Origin of the sequence: Marinobacter sp. F3R11 (assembly GCF_003318275.1) — a bacterium.
GTDB lineage: Bacteria > Pseudomonadota > Gammaproteobacteria > Pseudomonadales > Oleiphilaceae > Marinobacter.
The window spans coordinates 369,232-393,444 of sequence record NZ_QOCH01000003.1 but is presented as its reverse complement, the minus strand read 5'-3'; the positions used below and the strand labels follow the sequence as shown (position 1 = coordinate 393,444).

Genomic DNA, 24,213 nt, shown 5'->3' with positions numbered 1-24,213 from the left:
GGCCGCCAAGGGTGGGCTGCTTCAAAAGCAAATGCGTTCAACCAGTTTCGCGCAGCAGGCGCAGCAACAACTGGCGCACACACTCTTTGGACGGAGTATCTACATCAGAAAACCGGGAAAACGTATGACACAACTGAGGAACAATACGATAACCTCAACGAGTTTTGTCTCTGATAAAAATCCGACTGACAGCGTGGTGTAAGGCATGCGATTCGTAAAAATTGGCGTCCGACTTTGGGGAGAGGAACTTCAGCCGGATAAGATCACTGAAATATTGGGCCTTCAGCCTACTCAAACTCAATTAAAGGGAGATGTAAAAAAGTTATCGGGTGGAAATCTTTCGGCACCAAGGGAGCTTGGTATGTGGTGTCATACTAGAGAAGTGAGTTCGAATTTAGAGCTCGAGTTGAAGGCACTTTTAGACTCAATGGAAGCCCGAAATCTAAAGGAAATTGATGGAGTTGAACATGCGATAGTTGATATTTTTGTCGGGCTGTCGGATGAAGACTACTATGTACAAGAGAGCTTTGAGTACCGGTTTGAAAATAATATTCTCGAAACGATATTTTCTATGGGGCTCGATATAAGGACTACGATCACGTAAGTAGTATTATTATCAGACTAAAACAATTGCGAGAGGGAGTCTTTTCTTCTGCATGGTTGATTCAGTAGCCTGGTAGCTCAATACTGTTATAGCTCGATCGTTGTTGTTGTCCGAGGATTATATCGTAGACTATTTATAATGGTTGTTTCGCTCTGGGTTTAACTTGATATCATGAATAGAAACGCAAAACTATTTATCTACAGGGTGGGTGGTCTTTCGCTTTTGTATATAGTTGTTATTTTATTGGGGAGGGCTTATTTCCCTGATAAATTGGGTGTGGTTCTTGCTGTCATTATAGTTGGAGTTCTGACGTTCGCGGCAGTTGAGGAAAAGTATAAAAGGAAACGGAAAAAATAGATTTTATGGCAGTCATCCTGGTGTCTGTACAGACCGCCGTATAAGGCGTTTCCAGCGGTTAAAAGGGCGATCATACCGGCCTGATCCATTTTGTCTGTCGGTGGTGCAATGGGAGTTTCAGTATCTGTATGGTAAAGATCTACCATGATTTAATTGCTTCCCCGCGCATGCTTCGGTATGCGGCGGTCGTTGGAGTTTTAATTCTAGTCTTTCCGGTGTTTGGAATACTCTTGGGTGCCTTGGAAGAAGAGTATGGCATCGCCGCCGGATGGGCCTACATATCGTTCATTCCAGGAATTCTGATCTATTGGTGGGGTGTTCTTTGGTTATTGAACAGAAAGAAAGGAGGCTATTTCCCTTTGTTTTTTGGCTGGCTAGCGAACTCTTGGTGCATTTTTCCTTTTATGAACGCCCACTACCAAAGCCTGCACCTGCCAAGTTTCGTTTTCTTGAGTCTTCTAGGTGTAGTGTTGAGCATGGTAATTGCCTCCAGCAGAGAAGTTAAATCTTGGCTAAGTGGGGTTCGCTAGGAGAGGCTCACTGGGCAATGTAACCAAAGTCACCTACCCGGACGGCCATGCCACGCTCAGTGAGTACGATGCGAACGGCAACCAGACCACGCTCGTGGTGCCCACGCCCGCTGATCATGCCAGCACGTTCAATGGCATCAACCGGGTCACCTCTGAAACCACCCCGCTGGGCGAGGCCACGCACTACGAGTACGACCGCGACCGTCGCCTCTCGGCCATTGAACTGCCCTCCGGCCAACGACTGGAGAACACCTACAGCCAGAACCGGCTGATCCAGACCAACACACCAGAGGGTTCCATACTCTACACCTACCAACACGGTGACCAGCTCAGCCAGATCAGCGAAGGCACTGAAACCCTCGCCTATACCTGGGATGGCAGCCTGCTGAAGGAAGTCTGGTACCAGGGTGAACTCAACGAAGGCATCCAGTACGATCACAATGCCAACTTCCAGATCAGTCAGCTCACCTACGCCGGTGACAGTACCAACCTGACCTACGACCGGGACGGCCTGTTAACCGGCATTCGCGGCTTCACCATCGGCCGCCACGCCAACCACGGCCTGCCCATCAGCCTGAGTAATGGCACCCTGAACCGAACCTTCGCCTACAACGGCTACGGGGAAGTTACCCACGTCAGCACCGAGCTGAATCAAACCGCCGCCTTCGGCTACGAACTGACCTACAACAGCGTTGGCCAGATCACCGGCAAAACCGAAACCCTGCCAAACGGAGAAATCAACGAATACAGTTACACCTACGATGACCGCTACCGCCTGACCGGAGTCACCAAAAACAGCCTGTTGGTGGAGCAGTACCAGTACGACGCCAACGGCAACCGCACTCTGGCCACCAGCACCGAGCGAGGCGTCAATAGCACCACCGTAGCCAGCTATAACTTGGGCGACCAGTTGCAAAGCCAAGGCATCGGCCCAAGCAAGACGAGTTACATTTACGACGGCAATGGCCGCCTGAGTCAGAAAACCACCGGCACCGAAGTTACCACCTATAATTACGACAGTCAGGGCCGGCTCAAACAGGTGCAGACTCCGAACCACACCATCGAATACCGCCACAACGCCCTGGGTAACCGGGTAGCCAAGCTCAAAGACGGACAAGTCATAGAACGTTACCTGTGGCAGGACAAAACTACGTTGCTGGCGACTTATGATGGCCAAGGAAACCTGAAGCAGCGATTCAACTACACGCTGGGCCATGCCCCCACCAGCTTTACGGAGAACGGCAACACCTATTATCTGCTGACGGATCAGCTGGGCAGCCCGAGGGTGATTACTGACAGTGCGGGGCAAGTGGTGAAGGCCGTTGAATACGATGCCTATGGCAATGTAACCGCCGACAGCAATCCGAGTATCACACTTCCGTTTGGCTTTGCAGGCGGGTTAAAGGACGATGATACTGGATTGATCCGTTTCGGCTATCGGGACTACGATCCGGAAACCGGTCGCTGGACGGCCCGGGATCCGATTGGCTTTGCGGGAGGGGATACGAATCTTTATGGGTATGTGTCCAACGATCCCGTAAACTTCGTGGATCCCACAGGTGAAATCGCCTGGGTTGTTGGCGCAATCGTAGGAGCAGGTGCCGATCTGGCCTGGCAGATGATTGTGGAAGGCAAATCCTGGAGCTGTGTCGATGGTGGTCAGGTAGCAGCCGCAGCGGCGATGGGTGCTGTTGGTGGTGGGATTCTTGATAAAATCGGGAAGCTCAATAAGGTTGATAAAGTCACAAAGAGTGGAAGCGGTGCTGTTAATAACGCCACTAAGGTAAAACTTGAAAAACAGTTGGCTTCTCAGGAACAGTTGGGTCAACTTTCTAGTGGTGGAGGAACTGTTATTAGTCAGCCAGCAAAACAAGCAGACCGAATAGCAGCCCAAACGGGTCGTAACCCTGCAAACATCCAAAAAGTTAGCTCTGATGCACGAGTAGCAAGAGACGGTCAGCAAGTTCAGACGCACTCGTTTAGAGATGCTTCAACAAATGAACTTATCGGACCTAAAACAATAATTGGTGATTGATGGCTGATATTAATTATGGAAAAGCTTGAAAGAATTTCTTCCGCTGACGGTCGACAAATATTTGAAGTTGTCCAGGATAATGATGGTTCATACTTACTTCATAAATTTGTTCGTAAATATGACTCTGAAGAGGATAAGTCATACGAAATCAGAGAGTATCCAGATCCTACCGGAAGGTTTGGTGATTTTGATAGTGCTGTTAAAGAGGCTAAAAATCTACTAGAAATAGAATACTGATAAAAATCTCGCAATCGCGGGCTTTTTAATGTGCGGTCTGTTGAACCACCGTTTCTAACATCTCACTAACAAACTTCTGTTTAGCCTTGGGTAGCAAGGCGACTTGTTCGATCTGGCGCTGAAGCTTGGGCATTGACCCTCGTTTAGCTGCTGAGTCTTTAAGCCCTAACAGCTCATCCACGCTGACCCCGAACAGTTGCGCTAGTGTTGGCAACATCGAGGCGGGCACCTTCCTAACAATGGTAGCGCTTCAGATCCAAGAGCGGTACTTACTGATTCTGATGGGGTAATAATGAAAGTTGTTTGTAAAGTGAACAATCTAAACAGCCTTTCCGATGAAAGACTGTTAGCACGGTTAAAAAAATATATCTCTATGCCCGATGGAGAGATCGATCTTGATGTTGGTAAGGAGTACACAGTTTATGGAGTAGTTTTTTGGGACAATAGCCCTTGGTATTATCTTTGTTCTGAGGAATATGATGAGTACCCGAAACCGTTTGCCGCTGAACTCTTTAGTGTTTTAGATGGCCGGCTGTCGTTATATTGGAAATTGTCGGTAGTCGATCAAGAGGAAGAGGGAGTTTTATCCTCGCTCGTTTTTGATGAGTGGGCCAATAACTCATCTTTCTATGAACTTCTCATTGAGGGAGATTCTGAGGCAGTAGAGTTGTTCAGGAGTTATCGGCAACTGATGAACCAAGAATGACCATCATGAGTCATCTTTTTTCGGGTAGAGCAAAAAATAATACAAAGCTTTGAACACTATCATCGACAGCGTGCTTCAACCTATCACTACGGCAGCGAAGGCCGTGGCCAGGTAACAGCCATTACCGCCACTGATGGCCAGCAAACCCTCTATGAGTACGACTCACTGGGCCGTGTGACCCAAGTCACCTACCCCGATGGCCATGCCACGCTCAGTGAGTACGATGCGAACGGCAACCAGACCACGCTGGTGGTGCACACACCCGCTGACCATGTCAGCACGGTCAACGGCATCAACCGGGTCACCTCCGACACCACCCCGCTGGGCGAAGCCACGCACTACGAGTACGACCGCGACCGCCGCCTCACCGCCATCGAACTGCCCTCCGGGCAACGACTGGAGAACTTCTACAGCCAGAACCGGCTGACCCAGACCAACACGCCAGAGAGTGCCATCCTCTACAGCTATCACCACGGTGATCAGATCAGCCAGCTCACCTACGCCGGCGACAGCACCAATCTGAGCACGACCGGGACGGCCTGCTCACCGGCATTCACGGCTTCACCCTCGGCCGCGATGCCAACCATGGCCTGCCCATCAGCCTGAGTAATGGCATCCTGAACCGAACCTTCGCCTACAACGGCTATGGGGAGATCACTCACGTCAGTCCCGAGCTAAACCAAACAGTCGCCTTCGGTTTTGACCGCCGGCCGATGGGTACGGTCATGAAATTCTCCTGTATATAGAGATGGTGATTACGCTGTTGCAGGTCGCTTGGGTCAACAGGTCCAGAATTTATGCCCGCTAGAGGATAGTGTTGACATTATGCCCTTTAGGGGATAAAAATAATCAATCCTCTAATGGGTATAGATATGAAAGTCACATCGCCAGAAGCGCTCTCAACAGCCATAAAAAATGCCAGGCACCAGAAAAATCTCAGTCAACAGGCTACTGCGGCCAGAGTCGGCGTGAAACAGGCCACTGTTTCAAGCTTTGAGAATCATCCGGAAAAAAGCCGGATCGAGACCCTGTTCAAGCTCCTCTCTGCTCTCGATCTTGAGTTGCGTGTGGTGGAGCGCGGTGCACCGGATTCGGCAAATGGTTGGAGCGAAGAGTGGTGAGCGTGTATGTCTGACTTGAACGTGGCCCTGAACGGTATTGAGGTAGGGAGGTTAACGCTGGAAAACTCTGGTGCCATGGCCTTTCAGTACTATCCCGCCTGGCTGAATCAACCTGGCGCCCGAGCCATTTCGCTTTCATTACCGCTATCGCCAAAGACCTATCGAGGGGCGTTGGTTTTTAATTTTTTCGACAACTTGCTGCCAGATTCCGATGCCATAAGATCTCGAATGCAGGCACGTTTCAAAGCGCCTACGCGCCATCCGTTCGATTTGCTGGAAAGCGTTGGTCGCGACTGTATTGGTGCTATTCAGCTGTATCCGCAGAATTCGGTGGTGCCAGATGTTCGGACGGTGACGGCGGAACCTCTCGGTGCCGCGGCAATAGAACAGCTTCTGGGCGACTATCAGAATTCACCTTTGGGAATGGCGCGGGACAATGATTTCCGCATTTCTTTGGCAGGAGCTCAAGAGAAAACCGCTCTGTTATGGTATCGGGGCGGCTGGCAGCTTCCTACAGGGAGCACACCCACCAGTCATATCTTCAAACTTCCTATCGGCTTTATCGATCATAGCAACATAGATCTTCGGGACAGTGGTGAGAATGAATGGCTCTGTCTGCAACTCCTGAAAGCTTTTGACTTGCCAACCGCTAACGCTGAACTTGGCCAGTTCGGTCAACAAAAGGTTCTGATTGTCGAGCGCTTTGATCGACGCTGGTCCAAGGATTCCGAATGGCTAATGAGATTGCCTCAGGAAGACCTTTGCCAGGCGCTCGGTGTGGCACCGGCGATCAAATACGAAAGCGATGGAGGGCCAGGCATTCGTGATGGCATGAAGCTTCTTCTTGGCTCACAGGAAGCTAACAAGGATCGCGAAACTTTCTTCAAGACGCAGATAGTGTTTTGGCTGCTTGCGGCGATTGATGGTCATGCCAAAAACTTCAGCCTGTTCATTGAGCCCGGCTCAGCCTACCGCATGACACCCCTCTACGATGTGATTTCAGCCTATCCGCTCATGGCGCAAGGCAGCCTGGCACCGCAAAAAGCCAAAATGGCCATGTCAGTAAAAGGCCGCAATCGCCACTATCATTGGGATCGCATTGAGCGAAGGCATTTCATAACTACCGCTCAACAGGTTGGCTTTTCCAGCGAGAGGGCGAGCGAACTGCTTGGCGAGATTGCAGAGCAGGTGCCTGCCGTTATCAGCAAAGTGGAGGCCTTGTTACCCTGCGATTTTCCATCGCGTATCAGTGAGTCCATTCTGGAGGGCGTTCAACATCAAGCCAAAAAGCTGGGACACCCGACCCGCCGCCGCGGATCTTGAAAATCCCTTGTACTACCTGGAAAACATGGAAACAGTGGTGGCGTGGGTGGCTAACCACCACTCGGATCTGTTGCTGAAGTCGGAACGGGAAAGGTTGCAGGCGTTTTTTGATTTGAGTTGTCCTGCGCGAGCATTGCTGACACGCATGGTGATGCGCACAGGGGATCTGTTTCGCGCCGACAAGCTGAATTATCCCGAGCTGGGGTGCCCGGAAGCGGAGGCACTGGTTGAGCTGATTGCTGGTGGCTGGCTGGATTCTGATCCTCTGCTCGCGTTGGATGAACTCTTCCGCCTGTTCACCCTGGCCGAACTGCGCCCCGCGTTTACGCCGGTTCTGGCGCAGGCGGGATTTGCCAAAAACCTTCCCAAAGCCCGCATGCATGAAGCTTTGCAGGGCACCTTCACCGACGCTCGCACCTTGGCGGACTGGTTTGATCAAACGATGGCCCCGGTAGTACGGGTCAATCAGATGATGCTGTTCGACCGCATCCGCCTGATGTTTTTCGGCAATCTGCGCCAGAGCTGGTCTGATTTTGTATTGGTGGAACTGGGCCATCACCGTTATGAGCCGGTGGAGTTTACCCCGGAAGCACGAGCCTTCTCGCATCGCAGCGAGGTGGATACCTACCTGGCGATGCACCACTGCCGTGAAAACCTGGATGCGGGAATGCCAGCGGCAGAGGTGTGGGCTGAGGTTCCGTCTGCTTCGGATAACGCCTGGCTGAGTAGTCGCCGTGATCGTCTGCTGCTGGAGCTGGGGCGTCAGGCGGAACGCCAGGGGGAGCGAGAGCTTGCGTTGCAGGCGCTGGCGGCCAGTGGCCATCGGGAGGCCCGGTTAAAACAGCTGCGGCTGCTGGAGCGGATGAAGCGCTTTAAAGAAGCCTGGGCCATTGCCACTGAATGGCAAAGTGATGAACTGAGCGACGCTGAATCCCAGGGGCTGGCACGTATACTCAAGCGGCTGGTGGTAAAAGTTGGCGAGCCGGCACCACCGGTGCACCAAGCCCCGGATATCCGTGAATTCGTACTGACCCTGCCGCAAACCGGCGGCTCTGTGGAGTCCGTGGTCCGGGACCACCTGTCCACACCTGAAGCTCCTGTATTCTATGTGGAAAACACCCTGATCAATGGTCTGTTCGGTTTGCTGTGCTGGCACACTGTCTTCAAAGCCATACCCGGTGCATTTTTTCACCCGTTCCACACCGGGCCGGCGGATCTGGTGCGGGAAGATTTTGTCAGCCGCCGGCAAGCCGGGTTTGAAGAGTGTTTTTCCGCGCTTCAGAATGGCGGATACCGGGAGAGGATTCTGGCCACCTACGCTGCCAAACAGGGCATCTCCAACCCGTTTGTGATCTGGCCGGCGCTGAATGAGGAATTGCTGGGTCTGGCACTGGATTGCATTCCCGCAACAGATCTGCAGGTTCTTTTTGAGCGCCTTTTGCTGAATATCCGCGAACATCGCAGTGGTTTCCCCGATCTTGTACGTTTTTATCCGGAGAACCCGGAGGATAAGCCCCGTTATGAAATGATCGAGGTGAAAGGCCCGGGCGACCGGTTGCAGGATCACCAGGTCCGCTGGCTGCACTTCTTCGCCCGTCAGGGCATCGCCGCCAGCGTGTGTTATCTGCGTTGGCAGGATAGCGGAGCGACACGGTGAGGGTTGCGGTCAGAACCCTCTGCGAGTTTGCCGCTCGCGAAGGCGACCTGGACTTCCGTTATACGCCGGCACCCAGCGCCGAAGAGGGTATTGCGGGGCATCAGGCTATTCAGGGGAAACGTGGCTACGGTTATAAAAGCGAGTATTCACTTACCGGTGAGTGCCTTGGTTTAGAGCTTTATGGCCGCGCGGACGTTTATAACCCGCATTCGGGGCTGCTGGAAGAGATCAAAACCCACCGGGGGGATTTATCCCGTATCCGGCCCCATCAGCGGGCTTTGCACCGTGCGCAGTTGAGGGCTTATGGTGCCCTGCTCTGTCGCCAGGAAAAGCGCAAAAAACTGAAGCTGTCTCTGGTTTATTTCGATATCGGCAAAAACCGTGAAACGCCGGTTACCGAAATCGCCACGGCCGATGAGCTTTGGCAGGAACTGGAAGCCTTGTGCGACCGCTACCGGCTCTGGGCGGAACAGGAAGCCCACCACCGGGAACAGCGGGATATTCGCCTCTCCGGCCTGCGGTTTCCTTTTGCAGACTTTCGTCCCCGCCAGCGTCAGCTTGCGGAAACGGTTTACAAGAACACAGTCAAAGGCGGCACCCTGCTGCTGGAAGCGCCCACGGGGCTGGGCAAAACCCTGGGGACTCTGTTCCCGGCCTTGATGGCTATGCCGGCTGCGCAGCACGACCGTTTGAATTATCTCACCTGCCGCAATACCGCACGGCAACTGGCGGTGGATGCCGTCGAGCGTCTGCGGGCGGCGCAGGATACGCCGCAGTTCTGGCCCTTGCGTACCCTGGAACTGATGGCCAGGGCCGATGCCTGTGAGCATCCGGATAAAGCCTGCCACGGAGATTCCTGCCCGCTGGCCAAAGGGTTTTTTGACCGCTTGCCGGATGCTCGCGCTGAAGCGGTTCAGGCCGGCACGACGCTGACTCAGGAGGTGTTGGCGAAGATTGCCAGCGGCCATAATATCTGCCCCTACTTTCTGGCTCAGGAAATGGCGCGCTGGTGTGATCTGGTGATTGGCGATGTAAACCGGATGTTTGATCAGTCCGCCCTGCTCCACGGCCTGACCCGGCAGAACAACTGGAAAACAGCCATTCTGGTGGACGAAGCCCACAACCTTGTGGATCGCGGCCGGGGGATGTACTCGGTGCAGTTGGATCAGCAGCGGTTACTGAAGGTACGTAAAACAGCACCCAAGGCTCTGAAACCCCATCTGGACCGAACGGCACGGGCCTGGCAGGGGATTGTGCGTGATCACTCAGCCGTAAGTTCTGCCCCGGTGTTTCTCGATAACCTGCCCCCGGCTCTCACCGGCAGCCTGCAAGGGCTGGTATCCGGCCTTACGGATTATCTGGCGGATAACCCGCCGGATCTGGCTCTGCAGGAGCTGTTGTTTGAGTCTGTGTCTTTCATGAAACTGGCGGATTCCTTCGGCGATCATTCCCTGTGTGAATTCCGCCGCGAAGGCCGGGGCCGTGCCAGTCTGGCGATTCAGAACCTGGTGCCGGCGGATTTTTTGCGCGACCGTTTTCAGGCCGCGGCCTCGGTAGTGCTGTTTTCCGCCACCCTCAGCCCAGGCGTTTATTACCGGGACCTTCTGGGCCTGCCGGAAGACAGCCGGTTTACCTCATTGCCCAGCCCCTTCAGCGCTGACCAGCTAAGGGTAAAGTTCACACCGAAGATCAGTACACGTCAGGCCCACCGGGAGGCGTCGGTAGCGCCCATTGCCACGCTGATTGCGGAGCAATATAAGACGTGCCCGGGGCACTATCTGGCGTTCTTCAGCAGCTTCAAATACCTGAACGAAGTGAGTGAAGCCTTGGGAGCAAGCGCCCCGGAGGTACCCCAGCGCTCTCAGCATTCAGGCATGAGCCCGCAACAGCGCCGGGAGTTTCTTGCAGGGTTCCGGGAAGAGAGCGGCAGCGTGGCCTTTGCCGTTTTGGGGGGTGTGTTCAGTGAAGGCATTGATCTGCCGGGTGATCAGTTGATTGGCGCCTTTGTGGCAACCCTGGGCTTACCGCCATTTGATGCCTGGCATGAGATTCTCAAACATCGGCTGCAGCAGCGTTTTGGTGCCGGTTATGAATACACCTATCTGATTCCGGGCTTGCAGAAAGTAGCTCAGGCTGCGGGAAGGGTGATTCGCACACCGGAGGATCAGGGCGTGATCTGGCTGATAGATGACCGCTTTTTACAGCCGCAGGTTCGGGGGTTGTTACCGGGCTGGTGGTTCAGGACTGAGACCGCAGGTTAAAGCGGCCTCAGTGTATGGCAAGGCTGAATCAGCCGAAATGATAAAACGCCACTTTGTTGCCGTCCGGGTCTTTCACATAGGCACCATAGAACTTGTCGGGAATACGCTGTCCCGGCTCTCCGTCGCAGGTTGCTCCCAGTTCGATGGCTTTCTTGTAGTGGGCATCAACTTCTTCTTTCGAGCCCGGCCAGAATGCCAGCATATTACCGTTGCCGGGGTGGTTCGGCTTACCGTCGAAGGGTGTGCAAACTGCCAGCATCGGCCCCTTCATGCTTTCGCCTATAAATGCAATGCGGCCCATGTCGAGCAGAAGCTTGCCGCCCATGTCCCCCAGAAGGCTTGTATAGAACGCCTTCGCTTTTTCCATATCGCTGACACCAATGGTGACGTATCCGATCATGCTGTGTGCTCCTGATTTGCGTTCTGTATATGTGCGCCAGGCTTCAACCCATTAATCTGTTTTCCCATTGAAAATCAGCTGCCCAGCGCAGCGCTTCCGGGAGTGGCAATGGTTTGCTGTAGAAAAATCCCTGACCTATATCGCAGCCAAGCTCAATGAGTTTGCGCTCAATATCTATACAATCTATACCTTCGGCAACCAGACGTCGCTTAAAACTCTTCGACAGGCTGATGATGGCGCTGACAATCATGCTGTCATCCGCATCATCCAGCATATCCATCACGAACGAACGGTCGATTTTGATTTCCTGAGCGGGTAACCGGCGAAAATAATCCAGTGATGAATAGCCGGTGCCAAAGTCATCCAGAGAAACGTCTACACCCAGCTCACGACAGGCCTTGAGGTTCTGCATTACCGTTTCGGTGTCGTCCATTATTGTGGTTTCCAGGATTTCCAGAATGAGGCGCGAACGTAGTTCCTGGGGGCAGTCTTCCAGAGCACTCGATAAATCGTCCCGGAACTCATGGCTCAGGAAGTGGCATGGGCTCAGATTGATGCTCAGGGTGTAGGGAAGGTCTTGCTGAGCAAACTCCAGCAGCCGTTTCACTGCTTCCCGGATGACGAAATTGCCCAAAGTACGTGCGTACTCCGTGTACTCTATGTGCTCCAGGAAAAACAGCGGCTCAAGAAGGCCTTCTTTCGGGTGATTCCAGCGGATAAGTGCTTCGAAGCCATTCACTGTGTGATTGTGGAAACAGATTTTTGGCTGATAGTACAACTCCATCTGCTGGTTACGCAGTGCGCTATCAATCTGTTCCAGCACCCGGATTCGTTCTTCGCGGGACGAATGCGACTGCAGGTCGAAGAATTTGAAACAGTTTTTACCGGTTTCTTTTGCAGCGTACATGGCCTGATCTGCATGGCGAAGCAGCAGATCGGAATCCGCATCATCTTCCGGGTACACGGTTACGCCCATGCTGCCGGAAACATGGAACATATGGTGCCGGAAGTTGATGGGTTGGCGTATCGCCTCCAGAATGCGGGCATAAATCCGTTCGTCGTCTACATCTCGGAGAATGGCAACAAACTCGTCGCCGCCCGGGCGGGCAATGATATCGTGGCTGCGCACGGTAGCCTGGAGTTTGGCTGCCACGGACCTGAGTATTGCATCCCCCACCAGGTGGCCATATTCATCGTTGATGCTTTTGAAACCGTCGAGGTCAATAAGGCACACCGAAACCAGGCCGTTTCTCTGGTCGGCTTCATACAATTCCTGTTCAAACAGTTCGGTCAGCCGTCTGCGGTTGGGCAGGCCGGTGAGAGCATCGTAATTGGCTGCGAGTTCCAGATCTTTTTTATGGGCACTCTTTTCTTCATACAGTCGCTTGCGCTCAATGAGGTTGGCGAGCGTTTGTGACAGTGGGGCCAGTTCATCTACAAGTTTCTGAGTATAACCTTCGGCTCTGTTCGCAAGGCCAATCAGCCCTAACAGTGTGTTTCCGGAGTAAACAGGAATGCCAAGGTAGGTGTCGATGGGTGGATGCCCCGGAGGCAGGCCGCCACGGCGGGAATCAGTAGCCAGATTGTTGGAGATGATCGTCTCTCCGGTAACCATGGGTAGACCAAGGATGTTGTCCAGACGGTCGAAAATCATTCCCCGGCGTTCCACATCCTGATACAGGGCCTGGGTTTCAGGGTTCCAGGCTATGTTCGTGATGGCATGGACTTTCAGATACGGAGTGCCGCTGCGCTCGTGCAGAACTTCACCGATAAACCCGAACTGGCTCCCCGTAAGGGCGAGCAGATCGCCGAGCATCTGCTGAAATGCCGCACGCTCGTTATCGCTTGTGAGGAAGACGTTCTGGGCATGATGGATCGCCCTGTTGAGATGTGAGACCGGCACATACTCACTTTTATCCGATTCAATGTACGAACGCTCCAGTTCCTCTTCCACTAAAGTGGCCAGTATACGGAGCACGTCCAGATTTCGCTCGGTGAATTGCCGTGGCCTGGTATCGATGATGCACAGGGTACCGATTTTGAAACCGGAGGGTTCGCGCACGGGCACGCCCGCGTAAAAACGAACATGGGGGCTGTCTTTTACGAAAGGGTTGTTGCGAAAACGTGGATCCTGAGAGGCGTCTCCAACAATAAAAACCTGATCCTGACGCAAAGCATGGTCGCAGAAAGCTATGGACCGAGGTGTTTCGGTAATATCAATTCCCTGCCGTGATTTGAACCACTGGCGTTTTTCGTCCAGCACGCTGATAAGGGCAATTTCGACCTGATAGTGTTGGCGAGCGATACGGGTAAGACGGTCAAACCGCTCGTCAGGGGGGGTGTCGAGAATTTCCAGCCGGTCTAGTGCAGCGAGTCGCCTTGGTTCAGTTTCTGTATTATTCATTCGTTATTCCTGATGACTCCAGCGAATGAAATATTAGCAGATCAGGACAGGTTGTAGTTGACATTTGGTAGACCGGGCGATCACGAATGAGCCCGTAACCGAAATATACGGGCTCCCGCTTTCAGACCGAGCGACGAGCAGGCTTTGCCAGCCACTCATGGCCTTTAAGCATAACATACCAGTACAGAGCAGGCAGTTGCTTGGCCTTCAGAAACCAGGCAGCTCTTGTGGCTTTGGTACCATCATTTACCCAGGCTGGAAAGGTGGGCTGCAAGACGCCACCGTAACCGAATTCCGCCAGAACGATACGCCCGTTTTCTACGGTCAATGGGCAGGAGCCGTAACCAAGGTAGGCGGCTGTTAAGGGTTGATTGCGCAAGTGGGCGATGACGTTTTCAGCAACCACTGGAGCCTGTTTGCGCACAGCGGCAGCAGTTTTTGCATTGCCTGTTCCGCTCACATCTCCAAGGCCAAAGATGTTGCTATGGCGTTTATGGCGGAGTGTGTCATCTTCCAGGTCCAGCCAGCCACCTTCATTGGCAAGTCGGGACTGCCTGATAAACCCCGGAGCACGCTGGGGCGGCACGGCGTGCAGCATGTCAAAGCCGATTTCGCGGTCTTCGGTATTGCCGTTGGCGTCGGTGTGGCGGAATGTGGCCTTGCGGGAGGGGCCGTTCACTGAGACCAGGGTGCTTTGGTAGTTAAGCCCTACGCCATACTTTTCAATATAGCTTTGCAGCGCCGGAACATAATCCGGTACTCCGAAGAGCACGGCCCCGGCATTGTGGAACTGGATGTCGATGTTATGCAGAACCCCGGTCCGCAGCCAGTGATCTGCGGACAGATACAGGGCTTTCTGAGGCGCACCGGCACATTTGATCGGCATTGGTGGCTGGCTGAACAGGGCCCGGCCGTTTTTAAGGTTCTGCACTGTCTCCCAGGTATAACTCGCCATACCCTCCTGGTAGTTGGAAGTAACACCATTGGAGCCCAGGGCTTCCCTCAGACCGTCGATACCGCCCCAGTTCAGTTCCAGCCCGGGCGCGAGAATCAGGGCCTGATACTGGACCGTTGAGCCATCTGCCAAAGCGACCTGATTGTGCTCTTCATCAATAGAAGATACCGATTGTCTATACCATGAAGCGAACCCGGGCATGACCGAAGTCATGGGCTTTGAGGTTGTTTCCGGTTTGAATACACCGCCACCAACCATTGTCCAGCCAGGCTGATAGTGATGCTTTTGTGCCGGCTCAATAATCGCAATATCGAGGCTACTGTCTCTTTTATGCAGACTGGCAGCAACAGAAATGCCTGCAGCTCCGCCCCCTACGATGACCACGGTGTGTTGTTTGATTTTGCCATGCTCTGCCGTGTTGCTACCCATGTGTCAAACCTCTTGTAATTATATGTATGTGCATCTTCTCTTGAGATACATCAAATCTTAGCAAACATTAAGTTCTATGGTTATATAAAATAGTAATATAAAGCAGCTGCCTCTCAAGCCCTCAGTATGGTCAGGCTTTTGGTGGCTGTGATGAGGGATAAGGGTGACTTTGTCACTGAACCGGGCTGGCAGGCGGCATAGGCTGGACATATACCGACGATAAACCGACACAAGGAGCACCGAATAATGATCAGATCAATCAAGGCACTTGTCGCAGCGGCTGTGGTTGCCGTTGCTCCCATCAGCGCTCATGCAGGAGATCAGAAAATGGTTGAGGAAGTACTGGTGATACTTTCAAGCGATTCCTTACAGACCCAGGGTATGGCAATGGTGCTTTCCAATACTATGGCTCAGAAGGGTGCCAAGGTGAACGTACTGCTGTGTGACAAAGCGGGCGACCTGGCGCTGAAAAGCTACGAAGCACCCGCTCTGAAGCCAAAGGACCTGACCCCCGGCCAGATGCTGCGTGGGTTGATGAAGCAGGGTGGCGTAGCCAACGTTTGTGCTCTGTACCTGCCTAACGGCGATCACAGTAAAGATGACCTGATTGAAGGTGTGGGTGTTGCTACCCCTCCGGAAATGGCGGATCAGATGCTGAATCCGGCTATGCGTACCTTTACGTTCTGAGCCTTCCGGTATCCTGGAAAGGCATAAAAAAGCCGGCCCCCTGAACAAGGGCCGGCTTTTTTGCAGATGGCAGAAACTCTCAGGATTTACTGGCAGGTTCGTCCAGATCCTCGTAACCGGTCACCATGGGCTTGATGAGACTGGTTAGTGTGTGGCCCATGGTAGCCATATACACATGAGCAATAATGAAAACCAGCATGGCAAAGGCTGCTGCGGTATGAACCAGTGCCACGGTTTCAAGGTTGAGAGCCCCTGTAAGTGTGGCCGGCCAGTCGTTGTAAAACAGATACAGCAGGCCGCTCACCCAGATAATGGGGGAGATCACCAGTTTGAAAAACAGGTAGGCCAGCCTCTGCAACGGATTGTGCTTGGCTTTGGTGGTTTTACGGTACGGGTGTTCAGCTCCGGTAAACGTACCGATCAGGTAGTAGTACATCACCGCAAACAGACCTTTGCGAGTGGGCACATACTGGCGCCACTCACCCGTGGTGATGTGCCAGAAAATCGCAAAAAGCCAGAGCACGATCAGCGACCAGGCTGCGATGGTGTGCAGCTGTGTTGCGTCACCAAACCTCAGCAATGAATAACTGCCGTGTATGTCAAAGCCGGTTATCAGCAGGCTGAAAATCAGCAAAGCCTGAAGCCAGTGCCAGAAGCGTTCAAAGCGTTTGTATACCAGTACCCGGCTCATGATTGCTTCCTCTTTCTGAAGACCACACGGAGAAGGCCGTGGATGATAACTCCGGCCAGGGTGAGCGCTACAACCAGCCAGCCGATACGATCCAGCCATGGGTTGGCGCTGTGCCCCGGTATGTAAATGCCACCAATACCTGCCAGGCGGCTTTCACCAGCGTGGCAGGAGCCGCAACGCAGGGCCTGACTGGCGGGCGGTACCATGTGGGTAATCGGCCAGTACATTCTGGTTTCAATGAAATCAAAGTTACCGCTGAAGGGCATCCCCGACATGTCGCTGGCGGCCTGAAGGGCTTTGGGCCAGTCGTAGTTGCTCCAGAGTGATGAGTCATCTGCGCCGAACACGTGAGTTGCCAGGAGTGTTTTGCGTTCGGTATCGAAAGGCTGTTTGCCGCGCATCAGCTTGAATGGCCAGATGCGTGAGTCAGGGTCATCCGGCCCGCCTTCAATCCGGTTGATCTCCAGCGGAGGATTTTCAACATCGAGTACCTCGTCAATCATGGTGTACTCAACGGTGCCGTTAAACCAGGCGTAGTAAGGAAGCACATTTTCACCGTAGCGGAAGTCGCCCTTCTCACTCAGGTAACTGAGGTGGCCGTGCTCGTCGTACTCGGTGATCGGTTTACCCTCTTCATCAAGCTTTCCGGCAGTTGACCAGTCCCACCACATCTTTGTGGCGACACCGCCCCGGGCGAATGCAGGTACGTGGCAGGTCTGGCATGCAAGCTTGTCTATGTGATCGTTAAGCTTTTCCTTGTGATGGGGTGCCCCGCCATGACAGGACTCACAGCTTGCCCGGCTCAGATCTGTGTGGCCGGGTACATCAATCCCGAGGGTATCTTTGGCGTTTACCTGATAGCGGCTGCCAGAAACACTGTGGCCCCAGGTTGTGTGGCAGTCTGAACAGCTGAAATTGCCACCATCGGGAGACATGTGCACGTCCAGCGACCGGTCGGGTGTTACCAGTGATGAGTCGAGATCGCCGTGTTTGACTCCGTCGCCACCGCCACCGTAGAAGTGGCAACTACCGCAGTTAGCGCGACCGCTGGCACCCACGTTCTGTGCAATGTTGGGCAGGTCTGGCGGTTGAACAATCTTGCCACTGCCCTTGGGCCATTCCCGCGGAATATAGGTGGGGTCACCGGCGAGCGTCGGAAATTTCCAGTATTCACCGGTTGTGTCGTGACACACCAGGCAGTCCACCGCGGAATCAGCTTCCGGCGGCGGTTGCCGCATGTCTTCCCAGCCGTAACCCACGTGGCATGAAGTACAGCGAGGCTCGTTGGTTATGGCCATGCCACAGAAGCTGTTGATAACCTGGTTTTTGCCCAGGGTCTGTCCTGTTTCGGCGTGCTTATAGAGCCAGGTCCAGTGTGTGGTTGCCTTGATTTGCCCGGCGGCTTCTGTGTGGCATTTCACACAGGCTTCGGTTACGTCACTCGCGGTTTCGAATGGGCCTTCGAGGGATCTGAATTTACTGTGGTCAGCTGTGGGAGGTGCGTGTTCAACCGCTGCCTGCGAAGGAAGCGCTCCTGCCAGCATCAATACGGCCACCAGCATGCCCATCCCCAATTGCCGGAGATGGCGAATCGTGATCAGCTTTGCCATGACATCCTCCACGTTAAAACGCCCATTCCGGGAAACCACCCCTGCCCTGTCAGTATAGTCGCTGTCAGGGTTGGTATATTTTTTCCGGATTGAGCGTCATGGACCAGGGCAAGCCCTCGTTCTGCCAGCCGTTCACAATTCTCATTCCGGCTTTTTTGCCTTCTTTGGCACTGCTGCCCTGAAAACCATGATCAATGTATTTAACGTTGCTGAAACCGCGTTCAAGCAGGTACTCGGCGCTGGGTTTGCCGCGACTTGAGCCGGAACGGCACATGGTGATGATCAGTGCATCCTTGCTTAGCCCTTTATCTTTGAGAGCCTGCTCAACGCCGGCTGCGAAGTCGGGGTTGGTCTTCATGGCAAACCGGCCTTTGTCGGCAAGAAACGTGGTGCGATCAGCGAGCATGAACGGAATGTTCTTATCAACAACATCGGTGAAACCGATAAACATGATTTCCAGCGGATCCCTTACATCAACAAAGAGAATCTGGTCGCCTTGCTTCTGAACAAGGTCGTAGGTTTCCTGAGGGGTCAGAGAAAGAGCCTCTTCTGCCGAAGCATGAAAGCTCAGCCCGAGGGTCATGAGAAGTGCAGCCAGTAAAAGCCTCATCGTTTTTTCTCCTGAAGTCGATATACAATAAAATTCACTTTTACAATACTCTCAATGTGCAGCATGTATCAATTATGGATATAAGCTTATAACCCGGGATTGATCAGAATCAAAACAGTGGGCAGGTAGCTGCTACAACTACGGACCTGACGAAACGGAGTTATTCTATTGTCGAACTGGTTCAGGCGGCATTGTCCGCGCCCGATCTCCATTCTGGTATTGGTGCTGGTTATAAGCGGATGCGCTCTGCCTCCTGTGGCCGAGCGAACCGAGAGTTGGTCGGTGCCAGCCGGCCAAACCGCCAATACCCGGCTTGGTAGCGCGATCGCACCCTTAGCTGGCGCACACCCGGGCGAGAGTGGGGTTATCATGCTTGAAAATCCCTACGATGCCTTCGCTGCACGGGCGCTGCTGGCCGAAGGCGCCGAAACGACTCTGGATGTCCAGTATTACATCTGGCAATACGATATCACCGGCACAATGCTGCTTGATGCGCTTTATCGGGCTGCGGAGCGGGGTGTTCGTGTCCGCCTACTGCTGGATGACAATGGCATCTCCGGACTGGATAAGCCACTCGCCGCGATGGATACACACCCGAATATTGAGGTTCGTCTGTTTAACCCGTTTGTTGTGCGTAACCCTAAATGGATCGGCTACCTGACCAGTTTTCCGCGCCTGAACCATCGCATGCACAACAAATCGTTCATCGCCGATAATCAGGCTGCGATCATCGGCGGACGTAATATTGCGGATGCATATTTCGGAGCGGGACAGGGAGCATTGTTTGCGGATCTTGATGTATTAGCCATCGGCCCGGTGGTGCACGAGCTTTCTGATGACTTTGACCGTTACTGGTCCAGTGCTTCGGCGTACCCTGCAACGACCATTTTGCCCGCGGCCGACCAGGATGATCTTGCCCTGATCGTGGATACAGCCAGGCAATGCAGCCTCAGCTCCGAGGCCAGCAAATATATCTGTGTTGTGGCGGAATCACGCCTCCTTAAAGGGTTGCTGGAAGGCAATCTGGAGTTTACCTGGGCGCCGGTTACCATGGTCAGTGATGACCCCGCCAAGGTGCTGGGTGAAAAATCAGAAAACGGATTGCTGAGCCGGCAGCTTGCAGAAGTCATGGGCAGCCCTGAGCGCTCAGTGACACTGGTCTCACCATACTTCATACCCACCCAGGCCGGTGTGGATATATTTCGCGATATGGAGAGTAGAGGAGTTCAGGTACGTGTGCTGACCAATTCCCTGGAAGCCAACGACGTGGCTATGGTCCATGCCGGTTATGCGAAATACCGGAAGCCGCTGCTGGAAGCCGGAGTACAACTATTCGAGATGCGCGAGCTGTCGGGGGGCGTGCCTGTGGAGAGCCAGTTGCAAAATAACCTGATGGGAAGTTCTGCCTCCAGTCTCCACGCTAAAACCTTTGCTGTAGATAATGAAAGGCTTTTTGTCGGCTCGTTCAATTTCGACCCCCGGTCGGTTCACATCAACACAGAGCTGGGCTTTGTTATTGAAAGCCCTGAGTTGACACAGATGATGAACGCGCGATTTGATGAGCAGACGCGAGTTATTGCATACGAATTGGTGCTGGACGAAGGCGGTGACCTACAATGGTTAGAACGTAATGGTGAGGAAGTGATCCGCTACAACCACGACCCGGGAACCGGGTTGATAAAGCGTATGATGGTTGCTTTCTTCTCGTTCTTGCCTATTGAATCGTTGCTTTAAGTACCACTCACGCTTTTGATACGCGTCAGTCACTGTGAAGGCGCTGGTGATAAACTTTCTCCAGTCACGGCCCAAACCCTCAACAGCAGCAGGGAATATGAATGTCACGCTCAACCTCAAGCCCCTATATGAAACTCCTGATTGCACTGGCCATCATTGCACTGGTTGCCATCGTCGCCTGGCAATTTCTGCCCGATAGCGACGAGTTACCGGAGTATATAGCTTCTGGTAACGGCCGTATCGAAGCTACTCAGGTAGACATTGCTACCCGGATTTCGGGTCGGTTAGACAGTGTTCTTGTGGCTGAAGGTGATCTGATTGAGGCGGGTACGCCGGTAGCAGAGATGGACACGGACGAACTGGACGCGAGTCTGGCGGCGGCCCAGGCTAACCTGAGCCAGGCGATAGAAGCCAAGCGTCTGGCAGAGGCGGTTGTGAAGCAGCGGGAGAGTGAAACGCGTTTGGCCCGCGCAGAACTGAGCCGGTTTCAGTCTCTGGTAGAAAAGGGTCACGTTTCCCGTGAGCAGCTTGATCAGGCAAGCACCGCCGCAGAAACGGCCGATGCTGCATTACAGGCTGCACGGGTTCAGATTGCTTCAGCGCAGGCAGGTATTGAGGCCGCGCAGGCCAGTATCCGCAAAATTCAATCCACTATTGATGACAGCCACCTTGAAAGCCCGATAGGCGGGCGCGTGCTCTACCGGCTTGCAGAGCCGGGCGAAGTGCTGGCATCCGGTGGCAAAGTCGCCACGATACTGGATGTTACCGATGTCTATATGACCATATTCCTGCCTACAGCCCAGGCAGGAAAAGTGAAAGTTGGGGCGGAAGCGCGGATTATTCTGGATGCCTTGCCTGATTTTGTGGTGCCTGCAGAGGTCAGTTTCGTTGCTGCTGAAGCTCAGTTTACCCCCAAAGCGGTGGAAACCCGCAGCGAACGGGAAAAGCTCATGTTCAGGGTACGTATTCGCATTGACCCGGAATTGCTGAAAGCCTACAGGGACAGAGTAAAAACCGGTGTGCCGGGCGACGCTTATGTACGCCTGGATGAAAGCAAGCCCTGGCCAGAAAGCCTGCAGGTGACTTTGCCCAATGGCTGAGACGCAGAACGTGGGTATGAATGATGCAGAGAGTGTTGCGCGGCTGGAGGCCGTCAGCCATGCCTACGGCGCGAGCGAGGCATTGCAGGACATCAACCTGAACGTGCCGGCTGGTTGCATGGTCGGGTTGATTGGCCCGGATGGTGTGGGTAAATCCACATTGTTGGGATTGGTGGCCGGAGCCCGGAAACTGCAGCAAGGCAAGTTGCAGGTGCTGGGTGGTGATATGGCCAGTTCCCCGTTTCGAAGAGAGGTTTCACCACGCATTGCCTATATGCCCCAGGGCCTTGGGGGCAACCTCTATCATACGCTGACAGTAGACGAAAACATTGGTTTTTTTGCCGACCTGTTCGGCCTTTCCGGTGCGGCTCGCACCAGGCAGATTGACCGCCTGCTTGATGCAACAGGGCTGCTGGATTTCCGCAGCCGGCCTGCTGGCAAGCTCTCCGGAGGTATGAAACAGAAACTGGGTTTGTGCTGTGCGCTTATCCATAACCCCGAGCTGCTGATTCTTGATGAACCTACCACCGGAGTAGATCCTCTGTCGCGCCAGCGTTTCTGGGATCTGATCGATACCATTCGCCGGCAGCAGCCATCCATGAGCGTGCTGGTTGCCACGGCCTATATGGAAGAAGCCGAGCGTTATGACTGGTTGGTTGCCATGGACAGCGGCGCCATTCTTGCAACAGGTTCTCCTGCCGAGTTAAAGCTGAAGACGGGGACAGAAACCCTGGATGATGCATTCATTGCTCTGTTACCGGAAGATCGCCAGGAATTCGTGTCCGGGGGGGCTGGCGGCGAGCTGCAATTGACCAAAGATGATGGTTTGTCTGAAGGTGTCCCGGCAATCGAGGCACACAATCTTACCCTGCGGTTTGGTAATTTCACGGCGGTGAAAAACGTCAGCTTTACTATTCCGAAGGGCGAGATTTTTGGCTTTCTGGGCTCTAACGGATGTGGCAAGACCACAACCATGAAAATGCTCACGGGCCTGCTGGTGCCTTCCGAGGGTGAGGTTTCCCTGTTCGGTTCGCCATTGGATGCCAGGGACCTGGCTACTCGCCAGCGTGTTGGTTATATGTCCCAGTCGTTCTCGCTCTATAGCGAGTTGACGGTGCGTCAGAACCTGGAGTTGCACGCCCGTCTGTTTCACCTGCCCCCAGAGACCATTGAGCCCAGAGTGGATGAACTGACTCAGCAGTTTGGGCTTGCTGAGGTGATGGAGCAGTTTGCCGGTGACTTGCCACTGGGGGTACGTCAACGGTTGTCCCTTGCTGTAGCGGTTGTGCATTCCCCGGAATTGCTGATTCTTGACGAACCCACGTCCGGGGTGGACCCGGGTGCCCGTAACCGTTTCTGGAGCCTGTTGCTGAGGCTATCCAGGGAAGACGGCGTCACCATATTTATCTCCACCCATTTCATGAACGAAGGTGAGCGTTGCGACAGGATCTCGCTGATGCATGCCGGTGAAGTGCTGGCCTGTGATACGCCAGCTGCGCTGGTCCGTGATGCACAGGCAGACAACCTTGAAGCGGCGTTTATGAAGACCCTTGAGGCGGTTGATGAAGAGCCGCCGGGCCAGGGTGACGGTAAGGTTCTGAGTGCGGACGACTCATCGCCCCAAGGTCACAGAGCCTTCAGCCTGAGGCGTCTTATGGCCTACGCTCGCCGTGAATCCCGGGAGCTGTTGCGTGACCCTGTCCGCATGGCCTTTGCCTTTATTGGCTCAGCGCTGCTTATGATGATCCTTGGGTACGGCATTACCCTGGATGTGGAAGATCTTGCTTTCGCCGTACTGGATCAGGACCAGAGCCCTGAGAGCCAGGATTACATCACGGCGGTTTCGGGTTCCCGGTATTTTGTTGAGCAACCGCCGATTTCGACCATGGCTGAGCTGGAACAGCGTATGGTATCTGGTGAACTCAGTCTCGCGCTCTCATTCCCTCCGGGGTTTGGCAAGGATCTCAAGAGTGGCCGCTCCACAGAGATAGCCGTCTGGATAGATGGAGCCATGCCTTTTCGTGGAGAGACTATTCTTGGATACATCCAGGGATTGCACCTGAGCTACTTCGAGGACCTGATCCTGCGCACATACGGCTCGGAGCCGACCCTGAGTCTGGTCTCCATAAAAACCCGCTATCGCTATAATCAGGAGTTCCGAAGTCTGGATGCCATGGTGCCTGCAGTGATCCCTATTTTGCTGATTTTTATCCCGGCGATTCTTATGGCCCTGGGCATTGTGCGAGAGAAAGAGCTGGGCTCCATCACCAACCTCTACGTAACCCCTGTAACCCGGCTGGAATTCTTGCTGGGCAAACAACTGCCCTATATCGGGTTCAGTATGGTGAGCTATGCGAGCCTCGTATTGCTGGCTGTCTTCCTGTTTGATGTGCCCATCAAGGGCAGCTTGCTGACATTAACAGTGAGCGCCCTGCTCTTTGTCACGGTTACGACTGGCCTGGGTCAGGTGATCTCGGCCTTTGCATCTACCCAGATTGCTGCTTTGGCGGCTACCGCCATTATTACCATCCTGCCGACGGTGCAGTTCTCCGGTCTGACGGAACCTGTATCTGCTTTGGAAGGCTTTACCGCGCTTATCGGCCTGTTCTGGCCCGCCACCTGGTTTTTGGAGATCTGCCGGGGGGTGTTTACCAAGGGGCTGACCTTTGGTGACCTGCAACATGCCTTCCTGATACTGGCGGCGTTCATTCCCGTGCTCACGTTTTTATCCGTGGCATTACTCCGGAAACAGGGGCGCTGAT

21 protein-coding genes are annotated in these 24,213 nt (G+C 53.8%); 13 read left to right on the top strand and 8 right to left on the bottom strand.

What is annotated here, in order from left to right:
- Window positions 1-205: 205 nt before the first annotated feature.
- From DS878_RS01830 to DS878_RS01800, 5 genes are all read left to right on the top strand, one after another.
- Window positions 206-604, top strand: coding sequence for a DUF4279 domain-containing protein (locus DS878_RS01830; protein ID WP_113814219.1), 399 nt, complete (start codon window positions 206-208; stop codon window positions 602-604).
- Between the two features lie 485 nt (window positions 605-1,089).
- Complete coding sequence (locus tag DS878_RS01820; RefSeq protein WP_113814217.1) at window positions 1,090-1,491, top strand: hypothetical protein; 402 nt, start codon at window positions 1,090-1,092, stop codon at window positions 1,489-1,491.
- Window positions 1,478-3,526, top strand: a complete 2,049-nt coding sequence (locus tag DS878_RS01815) for an RHS repeat domain-containing protein (protein WP_113814216.1) — start codon at window positions 1,478-1,480, stop codon at window positions 3,524-3,526. Before DS878_RS01820 ends, DS878_RS01815 begins: the two co-directional genes overlap by 14 nt.
- Window positions 3,527-3,541: 15 nt before the next feature.
- Window positions 3,542-3,763, top strand: a complete 222-nt coding sequence (locus DS878_RS01810) for a hypothetical protein (protein WP_148707055.1) — start codon at window positions 3,542-3,544, stop codon at window positions 3,761-3,763.
- Between the two features lie 292 nt (window positions 3,764-4,055).
- Window positions 4,056-4,469 carry a hypothetical protein gene (locus DS878_RS01800; protein WP_113814213.1) on the top strand — a complete coding sequence of 138 codons (414 nt, stop codon included), beginning with the start codon at window positions 4,056-4,058 and terminating at the stop codon, window positions 4,467-4,469.
- A gap of 162 nt (window positions 4,470-4,631) precedes the next feature.
- Here the strand turns inward: DS878_RS01800 and DS878_RS15425 are convergent, their stop codons facing one another.
- Window positions 4,632-4,940 (bottom strand): hypothetical protein, encoded by a 309-nt coding sequence (locus DS878_RS15425; RefSeq protein WP_148707054.1) that lies wholly within the window; start codon window positions 4,938-4,940, stop codon window positions 4,632-4,634.
- Between the two features lie 26 nt (window positions 4,941-4,966).
- Window positions 4,967-5,131: a hypothetical protein gene (locus tag DS878_RS15450; protein ID WP_187298713.1), complete on the bottom strand. Its 165-nt coding sequence runs from the start codon at window positions 5,129-5,131 to the stop codon at window positions 4,967-4,969.
- 210 nt (window positions 5,132-5,341) lie between these two features.
- Here DS878_RS15450 and DS878_RS01790 point away from each other — a divergent pair, with 210 nt between their 5' ends.
- The 4 genes from DS878_RS01790 to DS878_RS01775 are packed head-to-tail and all read left to right on the top strand — an operon-like array spanning window position 5,342 to window position 10,831.
- Window positions 5,342-5,590 (top strand): helix-turn-helix domain-containing protein, encoded by a 249-nt coding sequence (locus DS878_RS01790; RefSeq protein ID WP_113814211.1) that lies wholly within the window; start codon window positions 5,342-5,344, stop codon window positions 5,588-5,590.
- Between the two features lie 6 nt (window positions 5,591-5,596).
- Window positions 5,597-6,913, top strand: a complete 1,317-nt coding sequence (locus tag DS878_RS01785; protein ID WP_113814210.1) for a type II toxin-antitoxin system HipA family toxin — start codon at window positions 5,597-5,599, stop codon at window positions 6,911-6,913.
- A 7-nt stretch (window positions 6,914-6,920) separates the two neighbouring features.
- Window positions 6,921-8,570, top strand: coding sequence for a VRR-NUC domain-containing protein (locus tag DS878_RS01780; protein ID WP_410003444.1), 1,650 nt, complete (start codon window positions 6,921-6,923; stop codon window positions 8,568-8,570).
- Window positions 8,567-10,831 (top strand): ATP-dependent DNA helicase, encoded by a 2,265-nt coding sequence (locus DS878_RS01775; protein WP_113814208.1) that lies wholly within the window; start codon window positions 8,567-8,569, stop codon window positions 10,829-10,831. The genes DS878_RS01780 and DS878_RS01775 overlap by 4 nt, the downstream gene beginning before the upstream one ends.
- Window positions 10,832-10,859: 28 nt before the next feature.
- On the opposite strand, the gene DS878_RS01770 is transcribed toward DS878_RS01775, so the two are convergent.
- The 3 genes from DS878_RS01770 to DS878_RS01760 form a co-directional block, all read right to left on the bottom strand.
- Complete coding sequence (locus tag DS878_RS01770; protein ID WP_113814207.1) at window positions 10,860-11,231, bottom strand: VOC family protein; 372 nt, start codon at window positions 11,229-11,231, stop codon at window positions 10,860-10,862.
- A 43-nt stretch (window positions 11,232-11,274) separates the two neighbouring features.
- A complete protein-coding gene (locus DS878_RS01765; protein WP_113814206.1) occupies window positions 11,275-13,635 on the bottom strand; it encodes an EAL domain-containing protein in 2,361 nt (786 codons plus the stop codon).
- A gap of 121 nt (window positions 13,636-13,756) precedes the next feature.
- Window positions 13,757-15,019 (bottom strand): FAD/NAD(P)-binding oxidoreductase, encoded by a 1,263-nt coding sequence (locus tag DS878_RS01760; protein WP_113814205.1) that lies wholly within the window; start codon window positions 15,017-15,019, stop codon window positions 13,757-13,759.
- A 246-nt stretch (window positions 15,020-15,265) separates the two neighbouring features.
- Between DS878_RS01760 and DS878_RS01755 the strand changes: the two genes are divergently transcribed.
- A complete protein-coding gene (locus DS878_RS01755) occupies window positions 15,266-15,706 on the top strand; it encodes a hypothetical protein (RefSeq protein ID WP_113814204.1) in 441 nt (146 codons plus the stop codon).
- A 79-nt stretch (window positions 15,707-15,785) separates the two neighbouring features.
- Here the strand turns inward: DS878_RS01755 and DS878_RS01750 are convergent, their stop codons facing one another.
- The 3 genes from DS878_RS01750 to DS878_RS01740 form a co-directional block, all read right to left on the bottom strand.
- Complete coding sequence (locus tag DS878_RS01750) at window positions 15,786-16,397, bottom strand: cytochrome b/b6 domain-containing protein (RefSeq protein WP_113814203.1); 612 nt, start codon at window positions 16,395-16,397, stop codon at window positions 15,786-15,788.
- On the bottom strand, window positions 16,394-18,007 hold the full coding sequence (locus DS878_RS01745) for a tetrathionate reductase family octaheme c-type cytochrome (protein WP_222837414.1): 1,614 nt from the start codon (window positions 18,005-18,007) through the stop codon (window positions 16,394-16,396). Before DS878_RS01745 ends, DS878_RS01750 begins: the two co-directional genes overlap by 4 nt.
- Before the next feature lie 64 nt (window positions 18,008-18,071).
- Window positions 18,072-18,617, bottom strand: a complete 546-nt coding sequence (locus DS878_RS01740) for a rhodanese-like domain-containing protein (protein ID WP_113814202.1) — start codon at window positions 18,615-18,617, stop codon at window positions 18,072-18,074.
- A gap of 168 nt (window positions 18,618-18,785) precedes the next feature.
- Here DS878_RS01740 and DS878_RS01735 point away from each other — a divergent pair, with 168 nt between their 5' ends.
- The 3 genes from DS878_RS01735 to rbbA all read left to right on the top strand — a co-directional run bounded on the left by DS878_RS01735 (window position 18,786) and on the right by rbbA (window position 24,212).
- Window positions 18,786-20,351: a phospholipase D family protein gene (locus DS878_RS01735; RefSeq protein WP_113814201.1), complete on the top strand. Its 1,566-nt coding sequence runs from the start codon at window positions 18,786-18,788 to the stop codon at window positions 20,349-20,351.
- 101 nt (window positions 20,352-20,452) lie between these two features.
- The gene (locus DS878_RS01730) at window positions 20,453-21,451 is read left to right on the top strand and encodes an HlyD family secretion protein (RefSeq protein WP_113814200.1); all 999 of its coding nucleotides are present in this window, start codon (window positions 20,453-20,455) and stop codon (window positions 21,449-21,451) included.
- Complete coding sequence (gene rbbA, locus DS878_RS01725; protein ID WP_410003443.1) at window positions 21,444-24,212, top strand: ribosome-associated ATPase/putative transporter RbbA; 2,769 nt, start codon at window positions 21,444-21,446, stop codon at window positions 24,210-24,212. The genes DS878_RS01730 and rbbA overlap by 8 nt, the downstream gene beginning before the upstream one ends.
- The last annotated feature ends 1 nt before the right edge of the window (window position 24,213 follow it).